At 68.7% G+C, this 16,931-nt stretch carries 18 protein-coding genes; 10 read left to right on the top strand and 8 right to left on the bottom strand.

The genetic code is table 11. From position 1 onward, the window contains the following. Window positions 1-27 precede the first annotated feature (27 nt). From TW83_RS02440 to TW83_RS02430, 3 genes are all read right to left on the bottom strand, one after another. On the bottom strand, window positions 28-801 hold the full coding sequence (locus tag TW83_RS02440) for an ATP-binding cassette domain-containing protein (RefSeq protein ID WP_045981184.1): 774 nt from the start codon (window positions 799-801) through the stop codon (window positions 28-30). Then, a complete protein-coding gene (locus TW83_RS02435; protein ID WP_045981183.1) occupies window positions 798-1,853 on the bottom strand; it encodes an ABC transporter permease in 1,056 nt (351 codons plus the stop codon). The genes TW83_RS02440 and TW83_RS02435 overlap by 4 nt, the downstream gene beginning before the upstream one ends. 73 nt (window positions 1,854-1,926) lie before the next feature. Continuing rightward, window positions 1,927-2,955 (bottom strand): sugar ABC transporter substrate-binding protein, encoded by a 1,029-nt coding sequence (locus TW83_RS02430; protein WP_045981182.1) that lies wholly within the window; start codon window positions 2,953-2,955, stop codon window positions 1,927-1,929. 119 nt (window positions 2,956-3,074) lie between these two features. Here TW83_RS02430 and TW83_RS02425 point away from each other — a divergent pair, with 119 nt between their 5' ends. After that, a complete protein-coding gene (locus TW83_RS02425) occupies window positions 3,075-4,199 on the top strand; it encodes an ROK family transcriptional regulator (protein WP_052714587.1) in 1,125 nt (374 codons plus the stop codon). A gap of 151 nt (window positions 4,200-4,350) precedes the next feature. Continuing rightward, complete coding sequence (gene rpsD / locus TW83_RS02420) at window positions 4,351-4,971, top strand: 30S ribosomal protein S4 (protein ID WP_045981180.1); 621 nt, start codon at window positions 4,351-4,353, stop codon at window positions 4,969-4,971. A 243-nt stretch (window positions 4,972-5,214) separates the two neighbouring features. Here rpsD and TW83_RS22235 read toward each other — a convergent pair whose 3' ends face one another. Next, window positions 5,215-5,340, bottom strand: a complete 126-nt coding sequence (locus TW83_RS22235) for a hypothetical protein (RefSeq protein ID WP_255352766.1) — start codon at window positions 5,338-5,340, stop codon at window positions 5,215-5,217. A gap of 81 nt (window positions 5,341-5,421) precedes the next feature. Here TW83_RS22235 and hisC point away from each other — a divergent pair, with 81 nt between their 5' ends. Next, window positions 5,422-6,510, top strand: coding sequence for a histidinol-phosphate transaminase (hisC, locus tag TW83_RS02415; RefSeq protein ID WP_045981179.1), 1,089 nt, complete (start codon window positions 5,422-5,424; stop codon window positions 6,508-6,510). Then, window positions 6,507-7,433: a prephenate/arogenate dehydrogenase family protein gene (locus tag TW83_RS02410; protein ID WP_045981178.1), complete on the top strand. Its 927-nt coding sequence runs from the start codon at window positions 6,507-6,509 to the stop codon at window positions 7,431-7,433. Before hisC ends, TW83_RS02410 begins: the two co-directional genes overlap by 4 nt. Here the strand turns inward: TW83_RS02410 and TW83_RS02405 are convergent. Next, window positions 7,430-8,437: a DUF2125 domain-containing protein gene (locus tag TW83_RS02405; RefSeq protein ID WP_045981177.1), complete on the bottom strand. Its 1,008-nt coding sequence runs from the start codon at window positions 8,435-8,437 to the stop codon at window positions 7,430-7,432. The genes TW83_RS02410 and TW83_RS02405 overlap by 4 nt on opposite strands. Before the next feature lie 62 nt (window positions 8,438-8,499). Between TW83_RS02405 and TW83_RS02400 the strand changes: the two genes are divergently transcribed. The 3 genes from TW83_RS02400 to TW83_RS02390 all read left to right on the top strand — a co-directional run bounded on the left by TW83_RS02400 (window position 8,500) and on the right by TW83_RS02390 (window position 12,109). Continuing rightward, window positions 8,500-9,045, top strand: coding sequence for a gamma-glutamylcyclotransferase (locus TW83_RS02400; RefSeq protein WP_045981176.1), 546 nt, complete (start codon window positions 8,500-8,502; stop codon window positions 9,043-9,045). A gap of 222 nt (window positions 9,046-9,267) precedes the next feature. After that, window positions 9,268-10,416 (top strand): hypothetical protein, encoded by a 1,149-nt coding sequence (locus TW83_RS02395; RefSeq protein WP_045981201.1) that lies wholly within the window; start codon window positions 9,268-9,270, stop codon window positions 10,414-10,416. Window positions 10,417-10,420: 4 nt separating this feature from the next. Then, a complete protein-coding gene (locus tag TW83_RS02390; protein ID WP_045981175.1) occupies window positions 10,421-12,109 on the top strand; it encodes a peptidoglycan -binding protein in 1,689 nt (562 codons plus the stop codon). On the opposite strand, the gene TW83_RS02385 is transcribed toward TW83_RS02390, so the two are convergent. From TW83_RS02385 to TW83_RS02375, 3 genes are read right to left on the bottom strand one after another with little or no spacing between them, the layout of a single operon-like run. Then, complete coding sequence (locus TW83_RS02385) at window positions 12,106-12,444, bottom strand: SMR family transporter (protein ID WP_045981174.1); 339 nt, start codon at window positions 12,442-12,444, stop codon at window positions 12,106-12,108. The two genes, TW83_RS02390 and TW83_RS02385, sit on opposite strands and share 4 nt — an antisense overlap. Further along, window positions 12,441-13,445, bottom strand: a complete 1,005-nt coding sequence (locus TW83_RS02380; protein WP_052714585.1) for a YihY/virulence factor BrkB family protein — start codon at window positions 13,443-13,445, stop codon at window positions 12,441-12,443. Before TW83_RS02380 ends, TW83_RS02385 begins: the two co-directional genes overlap by 4 nt. A gap of 21 nt (window positions 13,446-13,466) precedes the next feature. Beyond that, entirely contained in the window at window positions 13,467-14,102 is a 636-nt protein-coding gene (locus TW83_RS02375; protein ID WP_045981173.1) for a hypothetical protein, read from the bottom strand. Window positions 14,103-14,246: 144 nt separating this feature from the next. Here TW83_RS02375 and purB point away from each other — a divergent pair, with 144 nt between their 5' ends. The 3 genes from purB (at window position 14,247) to TW83_RS21775 (ending at window position 16,841) form a co-directional block, all read left to right on the top strand. After that, the gene (gene purB / locus TW83_RS02370; protein ID WP_045981172.1) at window positions 14,247-15,560 is read left to right on the top strand and encodes an adenylosuccinate lyase; all 1,314 of its coding nucleotides are present in this window, start codon (window positions 14,247-14,249) and stop codon (window positions 15,558-15,560) included. Window positions 15,561-15,633: 73 nt separating this feature from the next. Next, window positions 15,634-16,644: a FliG C-terminal domain-containing protein gene (locus tag TW83_RS02365; RefSeq protein ID WP_127898176.1), complete on the top strand. Its 1,011-nt coding sequence runs from the start codon at window positions 15,634-15,636 to the stop codon at window positions 16,642-16,644. A 53-nt stretch (window positions 16,645-16,697) separates the two neighbouring features. Further along, a complete protein-coding gene (locus TW83_RS21775) occupies window positions 16,698-16,841 on the top strand; it encodes a hypothetical protein (RefSeq protein WP_045981171.1) in 144 nt (47 codons plus the stop codon). The last annotated feature ends 90 nt before the right edge of the window (window positions 16,842-16,931 follow it).

The raw sequence follows: 16,931 nt of genomic DNA, 5'->3' as shown, positions 1-16,931 counted from the left end.
CCCCCCGGCCGCCGCGGGACGCAAGGCTCAGGCGGCAACCCCTTCGGGTGCGCGCGCGCCGGTCATGTAGGCCACGGCATCCGACATCGAATGTTGCTTGGGGTCGATCACGCACAGCCGCTTGCCCAGGCGGTGAATGTGGACGCGGTCCGCCACCTCGAACACGTGCGGCATGTTGTGGCTGATCAGCACGATCGGGATGCCTCGCGACCGCACGTCCTGGATCAGGTCCAGCACCCGGCGGCTTTCCTTGACGCCCAGGGCGGCGGTCGGCTCGTCCAGGATGATCACCCGGCTGCCGAAGGCCGCCGCCCGAGCCACGGCGACGCCCTGGCGCTGACCGCCGGACAGGGTCTCGACGGGCTGGGCGATGTTCTGGATCGTCATCAGGCCCAGTTCGGACAGCTTGGCGCGGGCGAAATCGTCCATCGCCTGCTTGTCCAGCATCCCGAACCACTGGCCCATGATGCCCTTCTTGCGGATCTCGCGCCCCATGAACATGTTATCCGAGATCGACAGCGCGGGCGACAGGGCCAGCGTCTGATAGACCGTCTCGATCCCCATCTTGCGGGCATCCAGCGGGCTGTCAAAGCTGACCACCTGACCGTTCAGCCGGATCTCGCCCTCGTCGGGCTTGACCGCGCCCGAGATGGCCTTGATCAGGCTGGACTTGCCGGCGCCGTTGTCGCCGATCACGGCCAGGATCTCGCCGGGATACAGGTCGAAGTCGGCATGATCCATGGCAGTCACGCGGCCATAGCGCTTGACCAGGTTGCGGGCGGTAAGCAGCGGCTCGGTCATGACGACACCTTTCTGATCCATTGGTCGATGGCGACGGCGAAGATGATCAGCCAGCCGGTCGCAAACAGCTGCCACAGCACGTCCACACCCGCCAGCCGCAGGCCCGAGTTGAACACGCCCACGATCAGCGCCCCGATCAGCGGCCCCACGATCGACCCGCGCCCCCCGAACAGCGAGATGCCCCCGATGACCACAGCCGTGATCGATTCCAGGTTTGCCTCGAAGAACGACGTCGGGCTGATCGACCCCACGCGTCCGATGGACGACCATGCCGCCAGGCCGCAGATCAGGCCCGCCACGACATAGACCGACAGCAGCACGCGCTTGGTCTGGATGCCGGCCAGCGCGGCCGATTCCGGGTCGTCGCCGACCGCATAGACCCGCCGCCCCCAGGCGGTATAGTACAGCGCATAGAACAGCACCGCGAACACGACCAGCATCAGCACCACGCCATAGGTCAGCACGGCGCCGCCCAGGTTGAACCGGGTGCCGAAGAACTTCAGCAGCGGCGCGTCCATGTCCAGGGTCTGGCTGCGGATCGTCTCTCGACCCGACAGGTAGTAGTTCAGCGCCAGAAACACGTTCCAGGTCCCAAGCGTGGTGATGAAGGGCGGCAGCTTCAGCCGCGTGACCAGGAAACCGTTCAGGGCGCCGGTTCCCGCCCCGCAGGCCAGGCCGACCAGGATGGCGACCGGCACCGGGATGCCGAAGTTGACCGCCAGCTGCCCCATCACGACAGAAATCAGCACCATGACCGCGCCAACCGACAGGTCGATGCCCGCGGTCAGGATGACCAGAGACTGCGCCGCCGCCAGCGTGCCCACGACGGCCACCTGCTGCAGGATCAGCGACAGGTTGAACGCCGAGAAGAAGTTGGGAGAGATCAGCCCGAAGGCGATCAGCGACAGGACCAGCACGATGACCGGAACCATGGTGGGATACTGGTGCAGGAAATGCTGCACCCGGTCCAGCGTGCTGCGGTGACGATGGTCGAACTGCGCGACCTTCTCACCGGCAACGCGCTCGACCACGGGATCGGGGGTGTCGGACATCGGGGACCTCGTGGCGTGTCACGGAAGGCAACGGCGGCCAACCCGCCGTCGCGACGTCATGCGGCGGGGGGCATCAGCCCCAGCACTGCTCCAAGCCTTCGGCCACGCTGATCGACGGCACGCCCTCGACCGGCTTGTCCGTGACCAGGTTCACGCCGGTGTTGGTGAAATCCAACCCCTCGCTGGTTTCCGGCTTGGTACCGTCGGCGGCAAAGGCCGCGATGGCCTCGATGCCCATCGACGCCATCAGCAGCGGATACTGCTGGGCGGTGGCGCCGATCACGCCCGCCTCGACGTTCTGGACACCGGGGCAGCCGCCGTCGATCGACACGATCAGGGCGTTCTCTTCCATGCCGAAGGACTTCAGCGCCTCGTAGGCGCCGGCCGCGGCCGGTTCGTTGATCGTGTAGACCAGATTGATCGCCGGATCGCGCTGCATCAGCGCCTCCATGGCCTGCTGGCCGCCTTCCTCGTTGCCCGAGGTGACCTCGTGGCCGACGATGCGGGCGTCGTCCTCGTCACCGATGACGTTCTCGTCCTTCACGTCGATGCCAAAGCCCGCCATGAAGCCCTGATCGCGCAGCACGTCGACCGACGGCGCGCTGGCCGACAGGTCCAACATGGCGATCTTAGCATCCGCCGCAGCATCGCCCATCTGGCCCGCGGCCCAGGCGCCGATCAGGCGGCCCGCCTCCCGGTTGTCGGTGGCAAAGGTCGCGTCGGCCGCATCGATCGGGTCCAGCGGCGTGTCCAGTGCGATGACCAGTATCCCCGCCTCGCGGGCCTGGCCCAGCGATTCGGTGATGGCCTTGGTGTCGGACGCGGTGATCAGGATGCCCTTGACGCCCGCCGCGATGCAGCTTTCGACGGCCTGCTGCTGGGTCTCGTGGTCGCCGTCGATCTTGCCGGCAAAGGTCATCAGCTCGATGCCCAGCTCCGCGGCCTTGGCGGTGGCGCCTTCCTTCATCTTCACGAAGAACGGGTTGATGTCCGTCTTGGTGATCAGGCAGGCCTTGGTGGCCTCTTGCGCTTGGGCAAAGCCTGCCGACAGGGCAAGCGCGGACACCGCGACGGATGCGCGGATAACGGTTTTGATGGTCACTTGACTAACTCCTCCAGCACGACGGTTCCTCGGCCGTCTTGACGTTACAAAGCACCAGAAGATTGCGCTTGTCAATAAATCAATCATGTTGATTAATGCGATTCAGGAGGACGGAACCCATGCCCCTAGATCGTGACGGCCCCGGCGCGCTCAGCCGGAACGAACGGCTGATCCTGTCGCTGATCCGACGGCGGGGACCGATGCCGCGCGCGGCGCTGGCGCAGCTGACGGGGCTGTCGGCACAGTCCATCACCAACCTGACGCGCAAGCTGATGATGGCGGGCTATCTGGACGCCGGGGCGGTGGTGCGGGGCAAGGTCGGCCAACCCTCGACCCCGCTGGCGCTGGCCCCGGACGGGGCGTGGTTCCTGGGGCTCAAGATCGGACGCCGGCTGGTCGAACTGGCGCTGGTCGATTTCGCGGGCCGCGTGCGCATGCACCGCCAGGAGGTCTATGCCCACCCCACCCCCGACCGCGTGCTGGCATTCGCGCGTCAGGGGCTGGACACGATGACCGCATCGCTGGACCCCGGCCAGCGCGCACGTCTGATGGGACTGGGTGTCGCGACCCCCTATCGACTGTGGGACTGGGGCCAGGAGATGGCCGACTGGCTGGACCACGACCTGCAGGCCGAACTGTCGCGCAGCCTGCCCGTCCCGATCTTCGTGGAAAACGACGCCACCACCGCCTGCGGGGCAGAACTGATCTTCGGCAAGACCGACCTGCCGCGGGACTTCATCCACATCTACATCGCCCATTTCGCGGGCGGCGGCATCGTGCTGGACGGCGCGCTGCGCCATGGTCCGACCCGCAACGCGGGCGCCCTGGGGTCGATGCCCATTCCGGTCGTGGGCGCACAGGGCGGCCAGCTGCTGGAAAAGGCCTCGGTCTCGGCGCTGGAGGCCCTGATCGGGCGGTCCCTGCCGCCCGACGATTTGGGCTGGGACGTTCCCGCCGGGATCGAGTCGGAATGGGCCGACCAGGCGGGCCGGGCGCTGGCCTTCGTCGCGCTGTCGGCGGTGGCTCTGGTCGATCTGCCGCTGGTGGTGATCGACGGGGCGGTACCGCCCGCGACGCGCGCGCGGCTGGCCCAGGCGACCCGCGCAGCGCTGGAGGGGATGCCGACCGCCGGCATCGACCGTCCGCAGGTGATCGAGGGATCGCTTGGCCGCAGCGCGCGCATCCTGGGGGCCGCGGGGCTGCCGCTGGCGCATTTCTTTCAGCCGGACGGGGCGCTGGACTAGGGCGATTGCGGTTGACACCGGGGCCTGCGCGTCTATACGGCACGCTTCGTTGGTGTTGGTGGACCCCGCAAGGGGAACCCTGTCAGGCCCCGGTCCAAAAGACCTTGGCCAGAGGACAACGCCCTTCGCAACCTGTTGAAGGAGATCAGCCGTGACCAAACGCACGTCTGCCAAGTACAAACTCGATCGCCGCATGGGCGAGAACATCTGGGGCCGCGCCAAGTCGCCCGTCAACCGTCGCGAATACGGCCCCGGCCAGCACGGCCAGCGCCGCAAGAACAAGCTGTCGGACTTCGGCACCCAGCTGCGCGCCAAGCAGAAGCTCAAGGGCTACTACGGCGACCTGACCGAAAAGCAGTTCCGCCGCATCTATGCCGAAGCCGAGCGGATCCGCGGCGACACCGGCGAGAACCTGGTCGGCCTGCTGGAGCGCCGCCTGGACGCCGTCGTCTATCGCGCCAAGTTCGTGGCGACCATCTGGGCCGCCCGCCAGTTCGTGAACCACGGCCACATCCAGGTCAACGGTCAGCGCGTGAACATCGCGTCCTACCGCGTCAAGGAAGGCGATGTCATCTCGATCCGCGAGCGTTCGCGCCAGCTGGCCATCGTGCTGGAAGCCGTCGCCCTGACCGAGCGCGACGTCCCGGACTACCTGGAAGTCGACCACAACAAGATGACCGCGACCTTCGTGCGCACCCCGGCCCTGGGCGACATCCCCTATGCCGTGCAGATGGAACCGAACCTGGTCGTCGAATTCTACGCGAAGAACTGATCTTCGCCAGATCGACCGTCTTTGGGCCGCATCTTCGGATGCGGCCTTTTGCATGGCATTGCACTCATTTTCCCAATTGCCGTTCGATCAGGATCGGCTGGCGGGGCGGCATTCGTCCTCGTCGGACTGCCGTGATGGCCCGCATCCAGCGCGGACCCTTTGAACTGACCGCCCCGACCAATCCCGGTTCTGGCCGCTTGAGCGGAAACGGGGCTTGGATCGCGCATCCCAGCGGCCATCGGGTCAAATCGGATTGCGGATCTGCGCATCATTGATCGGGACACGGTCATCCGCTGTGGCGGCGATGGCATCGTGCTGCGCCATGTCGACGTCCCGCCGATCAACGCAGCGGATTTCGTCCTTGCCCAAGCATGCGGCACGCGACGGTTTGGGGGCTTTCCTTGGCATCGGCACGGCACTAAACGGGGCCGGACACAAGGATGGACCCCCATGACCCAGACCCCCGTGCAGCCCGGCATCATGGATATCGCGCTTTACGTCAGCGGCGAAAGCACGCTGGCAGGCCGCGACGACGTGCTCAAGCTGTCGTCGAACGAGAACCCGCTTGGTCCCAGCCCCGCGGCGCAGGACGCGTTCCGCAAGGCAGCGGGCGATCTGCACCGCTATCCGGCGACCGATCACGCGGGGCTGCGCGCGGCCATCGGCCAGGTGCACGGGCTGGATCCGGACCGCATCATCTGCGGCGTGGGCTCGGACGAGGTGCTGCAGTTCGTGGTTCAGGCCTTTGCCGGTCCGGGCGACGAGGTCATCACGACCGAGCACGGCTTTTCGATGTATCCCATCCTGGCACGCATGGTCGGCGCGATCCCGGTGACCGTGCCGGAGGACACGCGCCGGGTCGATGTGGACGCGATCCTGGCCGCGGTGACCGAGCGCACGCGCATCGTCTTCATCGCGAACCCGGCCAATCCGACCGGCACGATGCTGGGCGCGGACGAGTTGCAGCGGCTGGTGGATGGCCTGCCGCCGCAGGTGCTGTTCGTCCATGACGGCGCCTATACGGAGTTCGCCGACGGGTTCGACGGCGGCGCGTCGCTGGTCGACCGGCATCCGAACGTGATCATGACGCGGACCTTCTCCAAGGCCTATGGCCTGGGCGGGCTGCGCATCGGATGGGGCTATGCCGCGCGCGCGGTGATCGACGTGCTGAACCGCATCCGCCAGCCCTTCAACCTGTCCAACGCCCAGATGGAGGCCGCACGTGCCGCCGTCCTGGACCGCGACTTCACCGACCGCTGCATCGCGCTGAACGCGCGGATGCGCGACCGGATGCGGCAATCGCTGATCCAGATGGGCATCGGCTGCGACGAAAGCTTCGCCAATTTCGTGCTGGCCCGCTTTGCCAGCCCCCAGACCGCGACCGCGGCCGATGCGGCGCTGCGCGCCGAAGGCATCCTGGTGCGGCGCGTGGGCGGATACGGCCTGCCCAACGCGCTGCGCATCACCGTGGGCGACGAGGCGGCCGTGACGCGGGTGCTGGACTGCCTGGGCAACTTCATGCAGGGGCGCGCGCAATGACGCAGGTCTATGACAAGGTGGCGCTGATCGGGCTGGGCCTGATCGCGGGATCGATGGCGCATGCCATTCGCGACGGCGGCCTGGCCGGCCGCGTCACCGGCTATGCCCGCAGCCAGGCGACGCGCGACACCGCGCGCGAGATCGGCCTGTGCGAGGTCTGCGACACCGCCGCCCTGGCGGTGGCCGGCGCCGATCTGGTGGTGCTGGCCGTCCCCGTCGGCGCCATGGCCGAGGTCATGGCCGAGATCGCGCCCCATCTGGCCCCCGGTGCCACGATCACCGATGTCGGTTCGGTCAAGCAGTCGGTCATCGACGCGGTCGCCCCCTGCCTGCCCGCGGGCGTGCATTTCATCCCCGGCCATCCGCTGGCCGGCACTGAACATTCAGGGCCCCGCGCGGGCTTTGCCAGCCTGTTCCGCAACCGCTGGTGGCTGCTGACGCCGCTGCCCGACACCGACCCGGAGGCGCTTGCGCGGCTGGACCGGCTGATCACCGCGATGGGCGCCAAGACCGACCGGATGGACGCCCCCCATCACGACCTGGTCCTGGCCGTGACCAGCCATGCGCCGCACCTGATCGCCTATACGATGGTGGGGGTGGCCGACCACCTGCGCCGCGTCTCGGGCGAGGAGGTGATCCAGTATTCCGCCGCCGGTTTCCGCGACTTCACCCGGATCGCGGCCAGCGACCCGACGATGTGGCGCGACGTGTTCCTGCACAACAAGGAGGCGACGCTGGACATCCTGGGCCGCTTCACCGAGGAGCTGTTCGTCCTGCAGCGCGCGATCCGCATGGGCGACGGCCAGCAGCTGCACGACTACTTCACCCGCACGCGGGCGATCCGCCGCGGCATCATCGAGGCCGGACAGGACACCGAGGCGCCCGATTTCGGCCGCACCCCCGGCGCCCGACCCGCGGGCTAGATCGCCGGGGCGGGGCCGATCGGCACACCGCCCAGGATCAGCTGGCCATCGCGCATGATGACGGCCACGCGCAGCTCGCCCTCGGCCGCTGCGGGAAAGTCGGGGCCGGGCAGCGTGTCGTCCAGATCCGCCTGCGACAGCTGCGACAGGCCTGCCCGCAGCAGCATCGCGGCCTGCGCCGGGATCAGCCCCAGCCCGGTGGCCATCCCAATCATCGCATCCGCGTCTGCGGAATACAGCGCCACCTGCCCTTCGGCCAAGCCCTGGTCGTCGCGCGACAGGCGCCCCACGATGCGCAGGCCGATCGTGTCGGCGCGCAGGTCCAGCCCGGCGGTCTGCCAGCCGACGATCTGCGGCGCGGCGTCGTCGGTGACCGTGGGCGTGCCGTCCAGCCAGATCCGCAGCGGCCCCGAGACCGACAGCGGTCCGGGGATCGGACCGGGGTCCAGCCCCAGCTGCGCCAGTCCACCGACCTGCAGGTCGGTCAGCCCCAGATCGAGGTCATAGGCCGCCCGCGCGGGACGCGGCGCATCCGATCCCAGCCCCGCCAGCCGCGCCTGCAGCGACAGGCCCTGCGCCAGGGGCTGGCCGTCCAGCGTCAGGTCGCGGGCCTGCACGTCCAGCCGGTTGGGCGCCATGCCGTTCAGGGGTGACAGGGCCATGCTGGCCACGGGCGCCGACAGACCCAGCTGCATCACCTGCCCGCCTTGGGTCACCGCCGCACCGTCGGGCAGGTCCAGCTGCGCGGTCAGCGGCGACGACGGCGACAGGAACAGGCGCGCCCAGGGCAGGCTGATGGAAAGCGCCGGGTCCGACCAGGACGGTTCGGACAGCGCGACGCCGATCCGGCGCGGATCGCGCAGGGGCGAAACCGATGCGGCCTGCAGCGCCGGGTCCTGCGCGATCAGTGCGGCCACGCGGTTGCTGGCCAGCGTCTCGGCGCCCAGCCAGCCGCCCGCCAGCAGCGCCAGCACCAGTCCCGTCCCGATCACCATCCCGCGCATCCCCGCCCTGCCCTTTTTTCCCGCCCCGTCCTGCCCTACCTTGTGCCCCGAAAGGACGGACAATGAAACGCATCGATTGGGTCTTCGGCTATGGCTCGCTGATCTGGAACCCCGGTTTCGATCCGGCCGAGACCGTGCATGCGCGCCTGGCCGGATATGCCCGCAGCTTCTGCCTGCGGTCGATCCAGCATCGCGGGACCGAGGCCGTGCCCGGCCTTGTTTTGGGCCTTGATCCGCAGGACGGCGCCAGCTGCCAGGGCGTGGCCCTGCGCATCCGCCCCCGCGATCACGACCGCGTCCTGGCCGACCTGCGTGCGCGCGAACTGGTGACCGACGCCTATCGCGAGGCGATCCTGCCTGTCGATCTGCAGGACGGTCGGCGGGTACAGGCGCTGGCCTATGTGATGCGGCGCGACCACTGGCAATATGCCGGCGGCCTGCCCGCCGACGAACAGGCCCGCATCATCGCGCAGGCGCATGGCGGGCGCGGGCCGAATGCCGACTACCTGTTCAACACCGCCGCCCATCTGGCGCAGATCGGCATGCCCGACGACCATCTGGACGCGCTGTCCGATGCCGTCCGGGCGCTGTTGCCGCCGCCCGGCTGACCCGCGCCGTCGGAATGCTTGGCAAGTGAGGCGCCCCGTCCTACAGTCGAGCAAAAGCATCGATGGGACGGGGATTTACCGGTGAGCGATCCGACACATGGCGACCCCAGGGCGCCCTCGCGGCTGACCCTGACGAACCGGCGCATCTCGGCCACGCGGGACAAGGCCCTGATCGGGGCGGCGGGCGCGCCGCGCTTTTCCCAACCGGTGCGGCAGATTCTGATGATGCTGATCGTGCTGGGGCTGGTCCTGGCGGGGGGCTGGTTCGCCTATGGGCGGATCCTGTCCATCTTCGACGCGAACCGCTGGCTGAACGGACTGATCCTGACGGTCTTTGCCCTGGGCGTGCTGGCCTGCTTCTGGCAGGTGGGGCAGCTGACCCGGTCGGTCAGCTGGATCGAACGGTTCGCCGCCCGGCGCCGCGACACCGACCGCAACGGCACCACCCAGGACGAGGCGCCGCGCCTGCTGGCCCCCCTGGCGGCCCTGCTGGGATCGCGCGGGCCCGGCGGAGAGGCGATCAGCGCCAGCGCCGCAAGCTCGATCCTGGATTCGGTCGCGACGCGCATCGACGAGGCGCGCGACATCACCCGCTATCTGGCAAATCTACTGATCTTTCTGGGGCTTCTGGGCACATTCTACGGTCTTGCGACAACCATCCCGGCGGTTGTGGCGACCATCCGGGCACTGTCGCCCGAAAACGGACAGTCGGGGCTGGACCTGTTCCAGAACCTGATGACGGGCCTTGAATCGCAGCTGGGCGGGATGGCGACGGCATTCTCCTCGTCGTTGCTGGGTCTGGCGGGGTCGCTGGTGGTAGGCCTTCTGGAGCTGTTCGTGACGCACGGCCAGAACCGGTTCTATCGCGAGCTTGAGGAGTGGATGTCGGGCTTTACTCGGATCAGCATCGCCTCGGGTGACGGGGACGGTGTCGATCAGGCGGCACTGGCCGGGTTCCTGGACCAGATGGCGGGGCAGATGGACCGCCTGCAGGCCTATCACGCCGAACGCGACGCCATGCGGGACGAGGCCGCGCTGATGGCCGACGAACGCGTCGTGGTCATGGCACAGGCGATCGACGCGCTGGTCCAGCAGGCGCAGGCCGACCGCGACGCGCCCGACGGCCAGTCCGAACGCCTGACCCAGGCCCTGACGCGGCTGGCCGATCACCAGCCGCCCGCCCCCGACCTGACGCGGCTGGAGGCCGCGCTGGACCGCCTGACCACCGAACTGACCAATGGCCGGAACGAGGCGGTGGCCGATCTGCGCGCCGACATCCTGGTGCTGACCCGCGCGGTCCGCGCCGCGCGCTTTGGCGATCCGTTCCGCGACGACCTGCTGGGCCGCGACCCCGCCCGCGGCGAGGGCTAGACCGATGCGCCTGTCCCGCGGATCCTCGGCGCAGCGTTTCTCGTCCACGATCTGGCCGGGCTTCGTCGACGCGATGACGGCGCTGCTTCTGGTGCTGATGTTCGTGCTGACGATCTTTACCGTGGTCCAGGGGGTGCTGCGCGAACAGATCACCACCCAGGACGACACGATCAGCACCCAGGACGAGACGATCACCGATCAGGGTCAGGTCATCTCGCGCCAGGAACGCCAGCTGAACGAACTGGGCGCGCAGGTGGCGTCCCTGGGCCAGGCGCTGAACGCGTCCAAGGATCGCGAGGCCGACCTGACCCGGTCGCTGGAGACCGAGGCCGAGCGTGCCGCCCGCGCCGAGGCGGAGGCCCGCGACCGGGCCGCCCGCATCGCCCGCCTGTCCAGCCAGCTGGCCACCGGAGAGACCCAGCTGGCCGAGGCGCGCACCCGCCTGACCGACTTCGAGGCCGAGGTCGCTACCCTGCTGGCCGAACGCGCACAGGGTCAGGCGCGGCTCGAGACGTTGGAAACGCAGCTGGATCAGGCAGAGGACCGCGCATCGGCCGCGGAACTGGCCGTCGCGGCCGCCCGGTCCGAGACCGACGCGCAGGCCGAGGCCGCGCGCCTTGCTGCCGCCCGCCGCGATGCGCTGGAGGCGCTGGCCGCGGACCTGCGCGCACAGGTCGGCCAGCAGCAGGCGCAGCTGGACCGGACCCAGGCCAGCCTGACCGAGGCCGAACAGACCCGGCTGGCTGAGGCCGAGGCCGCAGCCCTGCTGCGCGAGCGGCTGGAGGGGGCGGATGCCGAACTAACCGCCATGACCCTGGCCCTGGAGGAGCGTCGCCGCGAGGCGGAGGAGACGCTGACCCTGCTGGCCGCCGCGAATGCCGCCCGCGACGCGGCGGAGACGCAGGCCCAGGCCCAGCTGTCCGAGGCAGAGCGTCAGGCCGCCCTGCTGGCCACCGCGCGGGCGGAGCTGGCCGATCAGGAGGACCTGTCGCAGGACAGCCAGCGCCGGGTGGCGGCGCTGAACGAACAGGTGGCGCAGCTGCGCTCTCAGCTGGGGTCGTTGCAGGCGCTGCTGGATGCGGCGGGGCAGGAGCAGGCGGATGCAGAGCTGCGCGTGTCCGACCTGGGCCAGCAATTGAACGCCGCCCTTGTCCGCGCCGCCGAGGAGACCCGCGCCCGCCTGGCGCTGGAGGAGGAGGCCCGCCTTGCGGCCGAGGCCGAGGCCCAGGACCTGGCCCGCTATCGGTCCGAATTCTTCGGCCGGCTGTCGCAGATCCTGTCGGGGCGCGAGGGCGTGCAGGTCGTGGGCGACCGCTTCGTGTTCCAGTCCGAAGTGCTGTTCGCCCCCGGAGAGGCCACCCTGTCCCAGGCTGGCCGCGAACAGGTCGCCGGGCTTGCCACCCTGCTGCGCGACATCGCCGACGAGATCCCGCCCGAAATCGACTGGATCATCCGCGTCGACGGGCATACCGACAACCTGCCCCTGTCGGGGACCGGCCGCTATGCCGACAACTGGGAACTGAGCCAGGCCCGCGCCCTAGCCGTGGTACGCTATCTGTCCGACGATCTGGACTTTCCGGCCGAGCGCCTGGCGCCCACGGGCTTTGCCGACACCCGCCCCATCGCGACCCAGGACACGCCCGAAGCCCGCGCCCTGAACCGCCGGATCGAACTGAAGCTGACCGAGCGTTAGTGCCCGACGGTACGGGAGAACACGTTGATGACGACGACCCCGGCAACGATCAGGCACAGCCCGATCACCGCCGGCAGGTCCAGCCGCTGGCCGAACACGACCAGCCCGATCATCGCGACCAGAGCCACGCCGAATGCGCTCCAGATGGCATAGGCCACGCCCAGGGGCAGCACCTTGAGGCTGACTGACAGCAGGTAGAAGCTGGCCAGATAGCAGACGGCCATCCCCACCGTGGGCGCCAGCCGCGTGAACTGTTCCGAGCGCTGCAACAGCGTCGTGCCCAGAACCTCCAGCGCGATGGCGAACCCCAGGGGGATGTAAGGGGACAGGGTCATCGGGCCTCGCGCTTTAGGGGACGGTCGTCGGGCAAGCCTGCCATATGCTTCAGGTGGCGTTCCAGTTCGGAATTGATCTCGGCCCCGACCAGCACGATCGTCGCGTTCAGCCATAGCCAAGTCATCAGTGCGACCACCGCACCCAGCGATCCGTAGGTCTGGTTGTAATTGCCGAAATTCACCGCGTACCAGGAAAACAGCATCGAGGTCGCGACAAGCGCCAGCCCGGCAAAGACCGCGCCTGGAGAGATCCAGCGCCAGCGCGACTTGGGCGCCGCGGGCCCCCAGCGATAGACCGCCGCCAGCGCCGCGATCAGCAGGCCCAGCATCAGCGGCCAGCGGATCACGGCCAGGATCGTCTCGGCCCCCCAGCCGATGGGCAACAGCCGCAACAGCATGGGCACGACCGCGATCACCGCCAGCATCAGCGCGATCATCGCCAGCCCGCCGATGGTAAAGCACATCGCCACCAGGTTCAGACGCACGATGCCGCGCGTCTCGCGCTGAAAGAATGCGACGTTCAGCGCCGAAAGCAGCGCCTTCATCCCGCCATTCGCCGAATAGAACGCGACAAGCAGCGCGACGACCCCCGCCAGGGACAGCGCGCCCGTCGAGGCCGAGACAATGGACACGACCTGCGCGCGGATGATCTCCAGCGAGCTTTCGGGCAGCAGCGGTTCGATCAGTTCCAGATGGCTCTGGATGGTCGAGGGGTCCGCCCACAGCCCGTACAGCGACACGAAGGCGGTGATAGCCGGGAACAGCGACAGCAGGCCGAAGAAGGTGACGCCCCCGGCCACCGACGTGACGCGATCGTCGCCGATCTGGCGAAACGTCGATTTCGCGACCGCCAACAGGTCGGCCCGCGTCATGTCGCGAAGCCCCGGCATCCGCTTGGCGGGCACCGGGGCGGGGTCAGCGGCCATCAGGCCAAAACGCCGTTTCGTGTCGTCATCCAGCGGGCCGAACAGGGCGTCGCGAATGCCGGTCCCTTGGGTCATGCGTCGTCCCTGATGGGCGGATCAGATCCGGGTGTCGTCGGATTGCGGGCGCGGGGCACGCTGCTGGACGGGACCCGGATTGGGACCGGGCGCGCCATTCAGGATGGCACGCAGCTGATCGGCAGCGGCCACGAAATCGCCCACGATGGTCGTCGCCTGGCTGGAAACGCCGCGGAACGACTGGAACGCCCCCGCCAGCGACTGCGCGACGCCGTTCAGAGCGTCCGACAGGTCGGTCGCGGTGCGCGTCAGGTCCTTGGCAAAATTGCCGCTGCGGCCGCGCGATGCCTTGGCGCGCAGGCGGGCGGCATGGGCGTTGTCCTCGCGGGCCTGGGCACGGACACGGCGGCGCATCGCCTCGCGCTCGTCCTCTTCCAGATGGGCGAACCGGGGGGCGGCTGCCGGGCGATAGGCCGGGCGGGGCGCATCGTCCGTTCCGGCCAGCTTGCGCGCGGCGATGGCCGCAGCGGCCGTCACCCCGGCCATGCCCAGCGCGACGCCGGCCCAGACCACGGCCTTGGCGACGGTCGAGGTGTCGTCCGTGCGGCGCGGCTGCGGGCCACGATGGCCGGCAGGCACAGGGCGCGGACCGAAGCGGGTCTGGCTGGTGCGGTCGGCCTCGGTCAGGGGCGGGCGGGGGGTCTGGGGGCGGCGCATGGCAATCTCCGGTCGGTTGTCGCGTCTGTTGCCACCGAACCCCCCTTGCGCGGGGAATGTTCCCGCAAAGCCAGCCGGGGCGCATGAAAACTTGCCCCCGCCCCCCTGCCCCGCTATGCCCCGACCCAGCAAAAGGAGCCCGCCATGATCCCGCGTTACAGCCGCCCCGAAATGGTCGCCATCTGGTCCCCCGAGACCAAGTTCCGCATCTGGTACGAGATCGAGGCACATGCCTGCGATGCGCAGGCCGATCTGGGCGTGATCCCGCGCGAGAATGCCGAGGCCGTCTGGAAGGCCCGCGACGTCCAGTTCGACGTGGCCCGCATCGACGAGATCGAGGCCGTCACCAAGCATGACGTCATCGCCTTCCTGACGCATCTGGCCGAGCATGTGGGCGCCGACCAGGCGCGTTTCGTCCACCAGGGCATGACCAGCAGCGACGTGCTGGACACCACGCTGAACGTGCAGCTGGTCCGCGCCAGCGACCTGCTGCTGGCGGGCATGGACCGGGTTTTGGCCGCGCTGAAGACCCGCGCGCATGAACACAAGGACACCGTCCGCATCGGCCGCAGCCACGGCATCCACGCCGAACCGACCACCATGGGCCTGACCTTCGCCCGCTTCTATGCCGAGATGGCCCGCGGCCGCGCGCGCCTGCAAGCCGCGCGCGAGGAGATCGCCACCGGCGCGATCAGCGGCGCGGTCGGCACCTTTGCCAATATCGACCCGGCGGTCGAGGAGCATGTCTGTGCGAAGCTGGGCCTGCGCCCCGAACCGATCAGCACCCAGGTCATCCCGCGCGACCGCCATGCGATGTTCTTTGCCACCCTGGGCGTGATCGCCTCCAGCATCGAGAACATCGCCATCGAGATCCGCCACATGCAGCGCACCGAGGTCCTGGAGGCCGAGGAGTTCTTCAGCCCCGGCCAGAAGGGCTCGTCCGCGATGCCCCACAAGCGCAACCCCGTCCTGACCGAGAACCTGACCGGTCTGGCGCGGCTGGTGCGCATGTCGGTCATCCCTGCGATGGAGAACGTCGCCCTGTGGCACGAGCGCGACATCAGCCATTCCTCGGTCGAGCGTGCGATCGGGCCGGACACGACCATCACGCTGGATTTCGCGCTGCACCGCCTGGCGGGCGTGGTCGAGAAGCTGGTGATCTATCCAGAAAACATGCTGCGCAACATGAACCAGTTCAAGGGTCTGGTCATGTCCCAACGGGTGCTGCTGGCCCTGACGCAGGCCGGCGTGTCGCGCGAGGACAGCTATCGCCTGGTTCAGCGCAACGCTATGAAGGTCTGGGAAAAGGGCGCGGATTTCCGCACCGAACTGCTGGCCGATGCCGAGGTGACCGCCGCCCTCACCCCGGACGAGATCAACGAGAAGTTCGATCTGGGCTATCACACCAAGCATGTCGATACGATCTTCGCCCGCGTCTTCGGCGCCGACCCGCTGTAATTTCGGGTCGCCGTCAACCTTGCGTTAAGGCTGTCGTGGCAATCTGCCGTCGAATGCGATGACGGAGGCGGCGATGACGGGCCAGACAGGGCTGAACCAGCGGCAGAAGGCGGCGGTGATCGTGCGCCTTCTGCTGGACGATGACGAGGTCGCGGGACTGGACCGCCTGAACCCCAATGCCCAGACCCTGCTGGCGCAGGAGATGGCGGGGATGGAGCTGATCGACCGCAACACCCGCGACGCCGTCATCACCGAATTCTGCGACCGGCTGGAATCGGTCGGCGTCACCTTTCCGGGCGATCTGGACGGCACGCTGGCCATGCTGGGCGCACGGTTGTCGGACGACAGTTCTGACGCCCTGCGGCGCACCGCGGCGATCACCGGGCAGTCCGACCCCTGGGTGCGCCTGTGCAACCTGCCCAAGGAATCCCTGATCGCGCTGGCGAATGCCGAATCCGTCGAACTGGTGGCGCTAATGCTGTCCAAGCTGCCGGTCGAGGCGGCATCGGCCACCTTCATCGCCCTGCCCCGCGACCGGGCGCGCGTGGTGGCGCAGGCGATGTCGATGACCTCGGGCGTGACGCCCGCGGCGCTGCGCCGGGTCGGGCTGGTGCTGCTGCAGGCGGCCGAGGCGCTGCCCAAGCCCGCCATCGCCACGCCGGCCTGCGACCGCATGGGCGCGATCCTGAACTTTGCCACCGCCGATCTGCGTGACGACGTGCTGGGCGCGCTGGACGAACGCGACATGGAATTCGCGGATGGCGTGCGCAAGGCGATCTTCATCTTTGCCCATATCCCCACCCGGATCGAACCTCGCGAGGTGCCCAAGATCGTCCGCGAACTGGATCAGACCACGCTGGTCCGCGCCCTGGCCGCGCCGGCCGAGGCCGATGCGGCTGCCGCGGAATTCATCCTGTCGAACCTGTCGCAGCGCATGTCCGACGGCCTGCGAGAAGAGCGGGAGGCCTTGGGCAAGCCCCGCCCCAAGGATGTCGAGGAGGCAATGACCGAGGTCATCAGCGCGATCCGCCGCCTGCAGGAGGCGGGTCAGCTGACCCTGAAGATGCCGCAGGACGACGAATAGGGTCTTGGCGCGGGCAGGTCCCCGCGCGATAACCCCGACGACCGGAGGCGCAGATGACCAACCAGATCGCGATTGCCCTGCTGCTGCTGATCGCCGCGGCCTTTGCCGTGGACCATGTGTGGCTGGACGGACACCTGCCGCTGATGGCCGCGCGGGCGATGGATCGGTTGATAGAGTATCTCAGCTTCTGGCGCTGACGGGCGGGGCTGCTGCCCGTTTCGGCATTTGCATCGCCCCTGCCGCCACGCTACACCACGGGCAACCATCACCTGCTCGAGAGGGATACC

The organism is Paracoccus sp. S4493 (genome assembly GCF_000967735.1).
In the GTDB taxonomy this organism is placed as follows: Bacteria; Pseudomonadota; Alphaproteobacteria; order Rhodobacterales; family Rhodobacteraceae; genus Paracoccus; species Paracoccus marcusii.
This window is presented reverse-complemented; position numbering and strand designations above follow the sequence as displayed.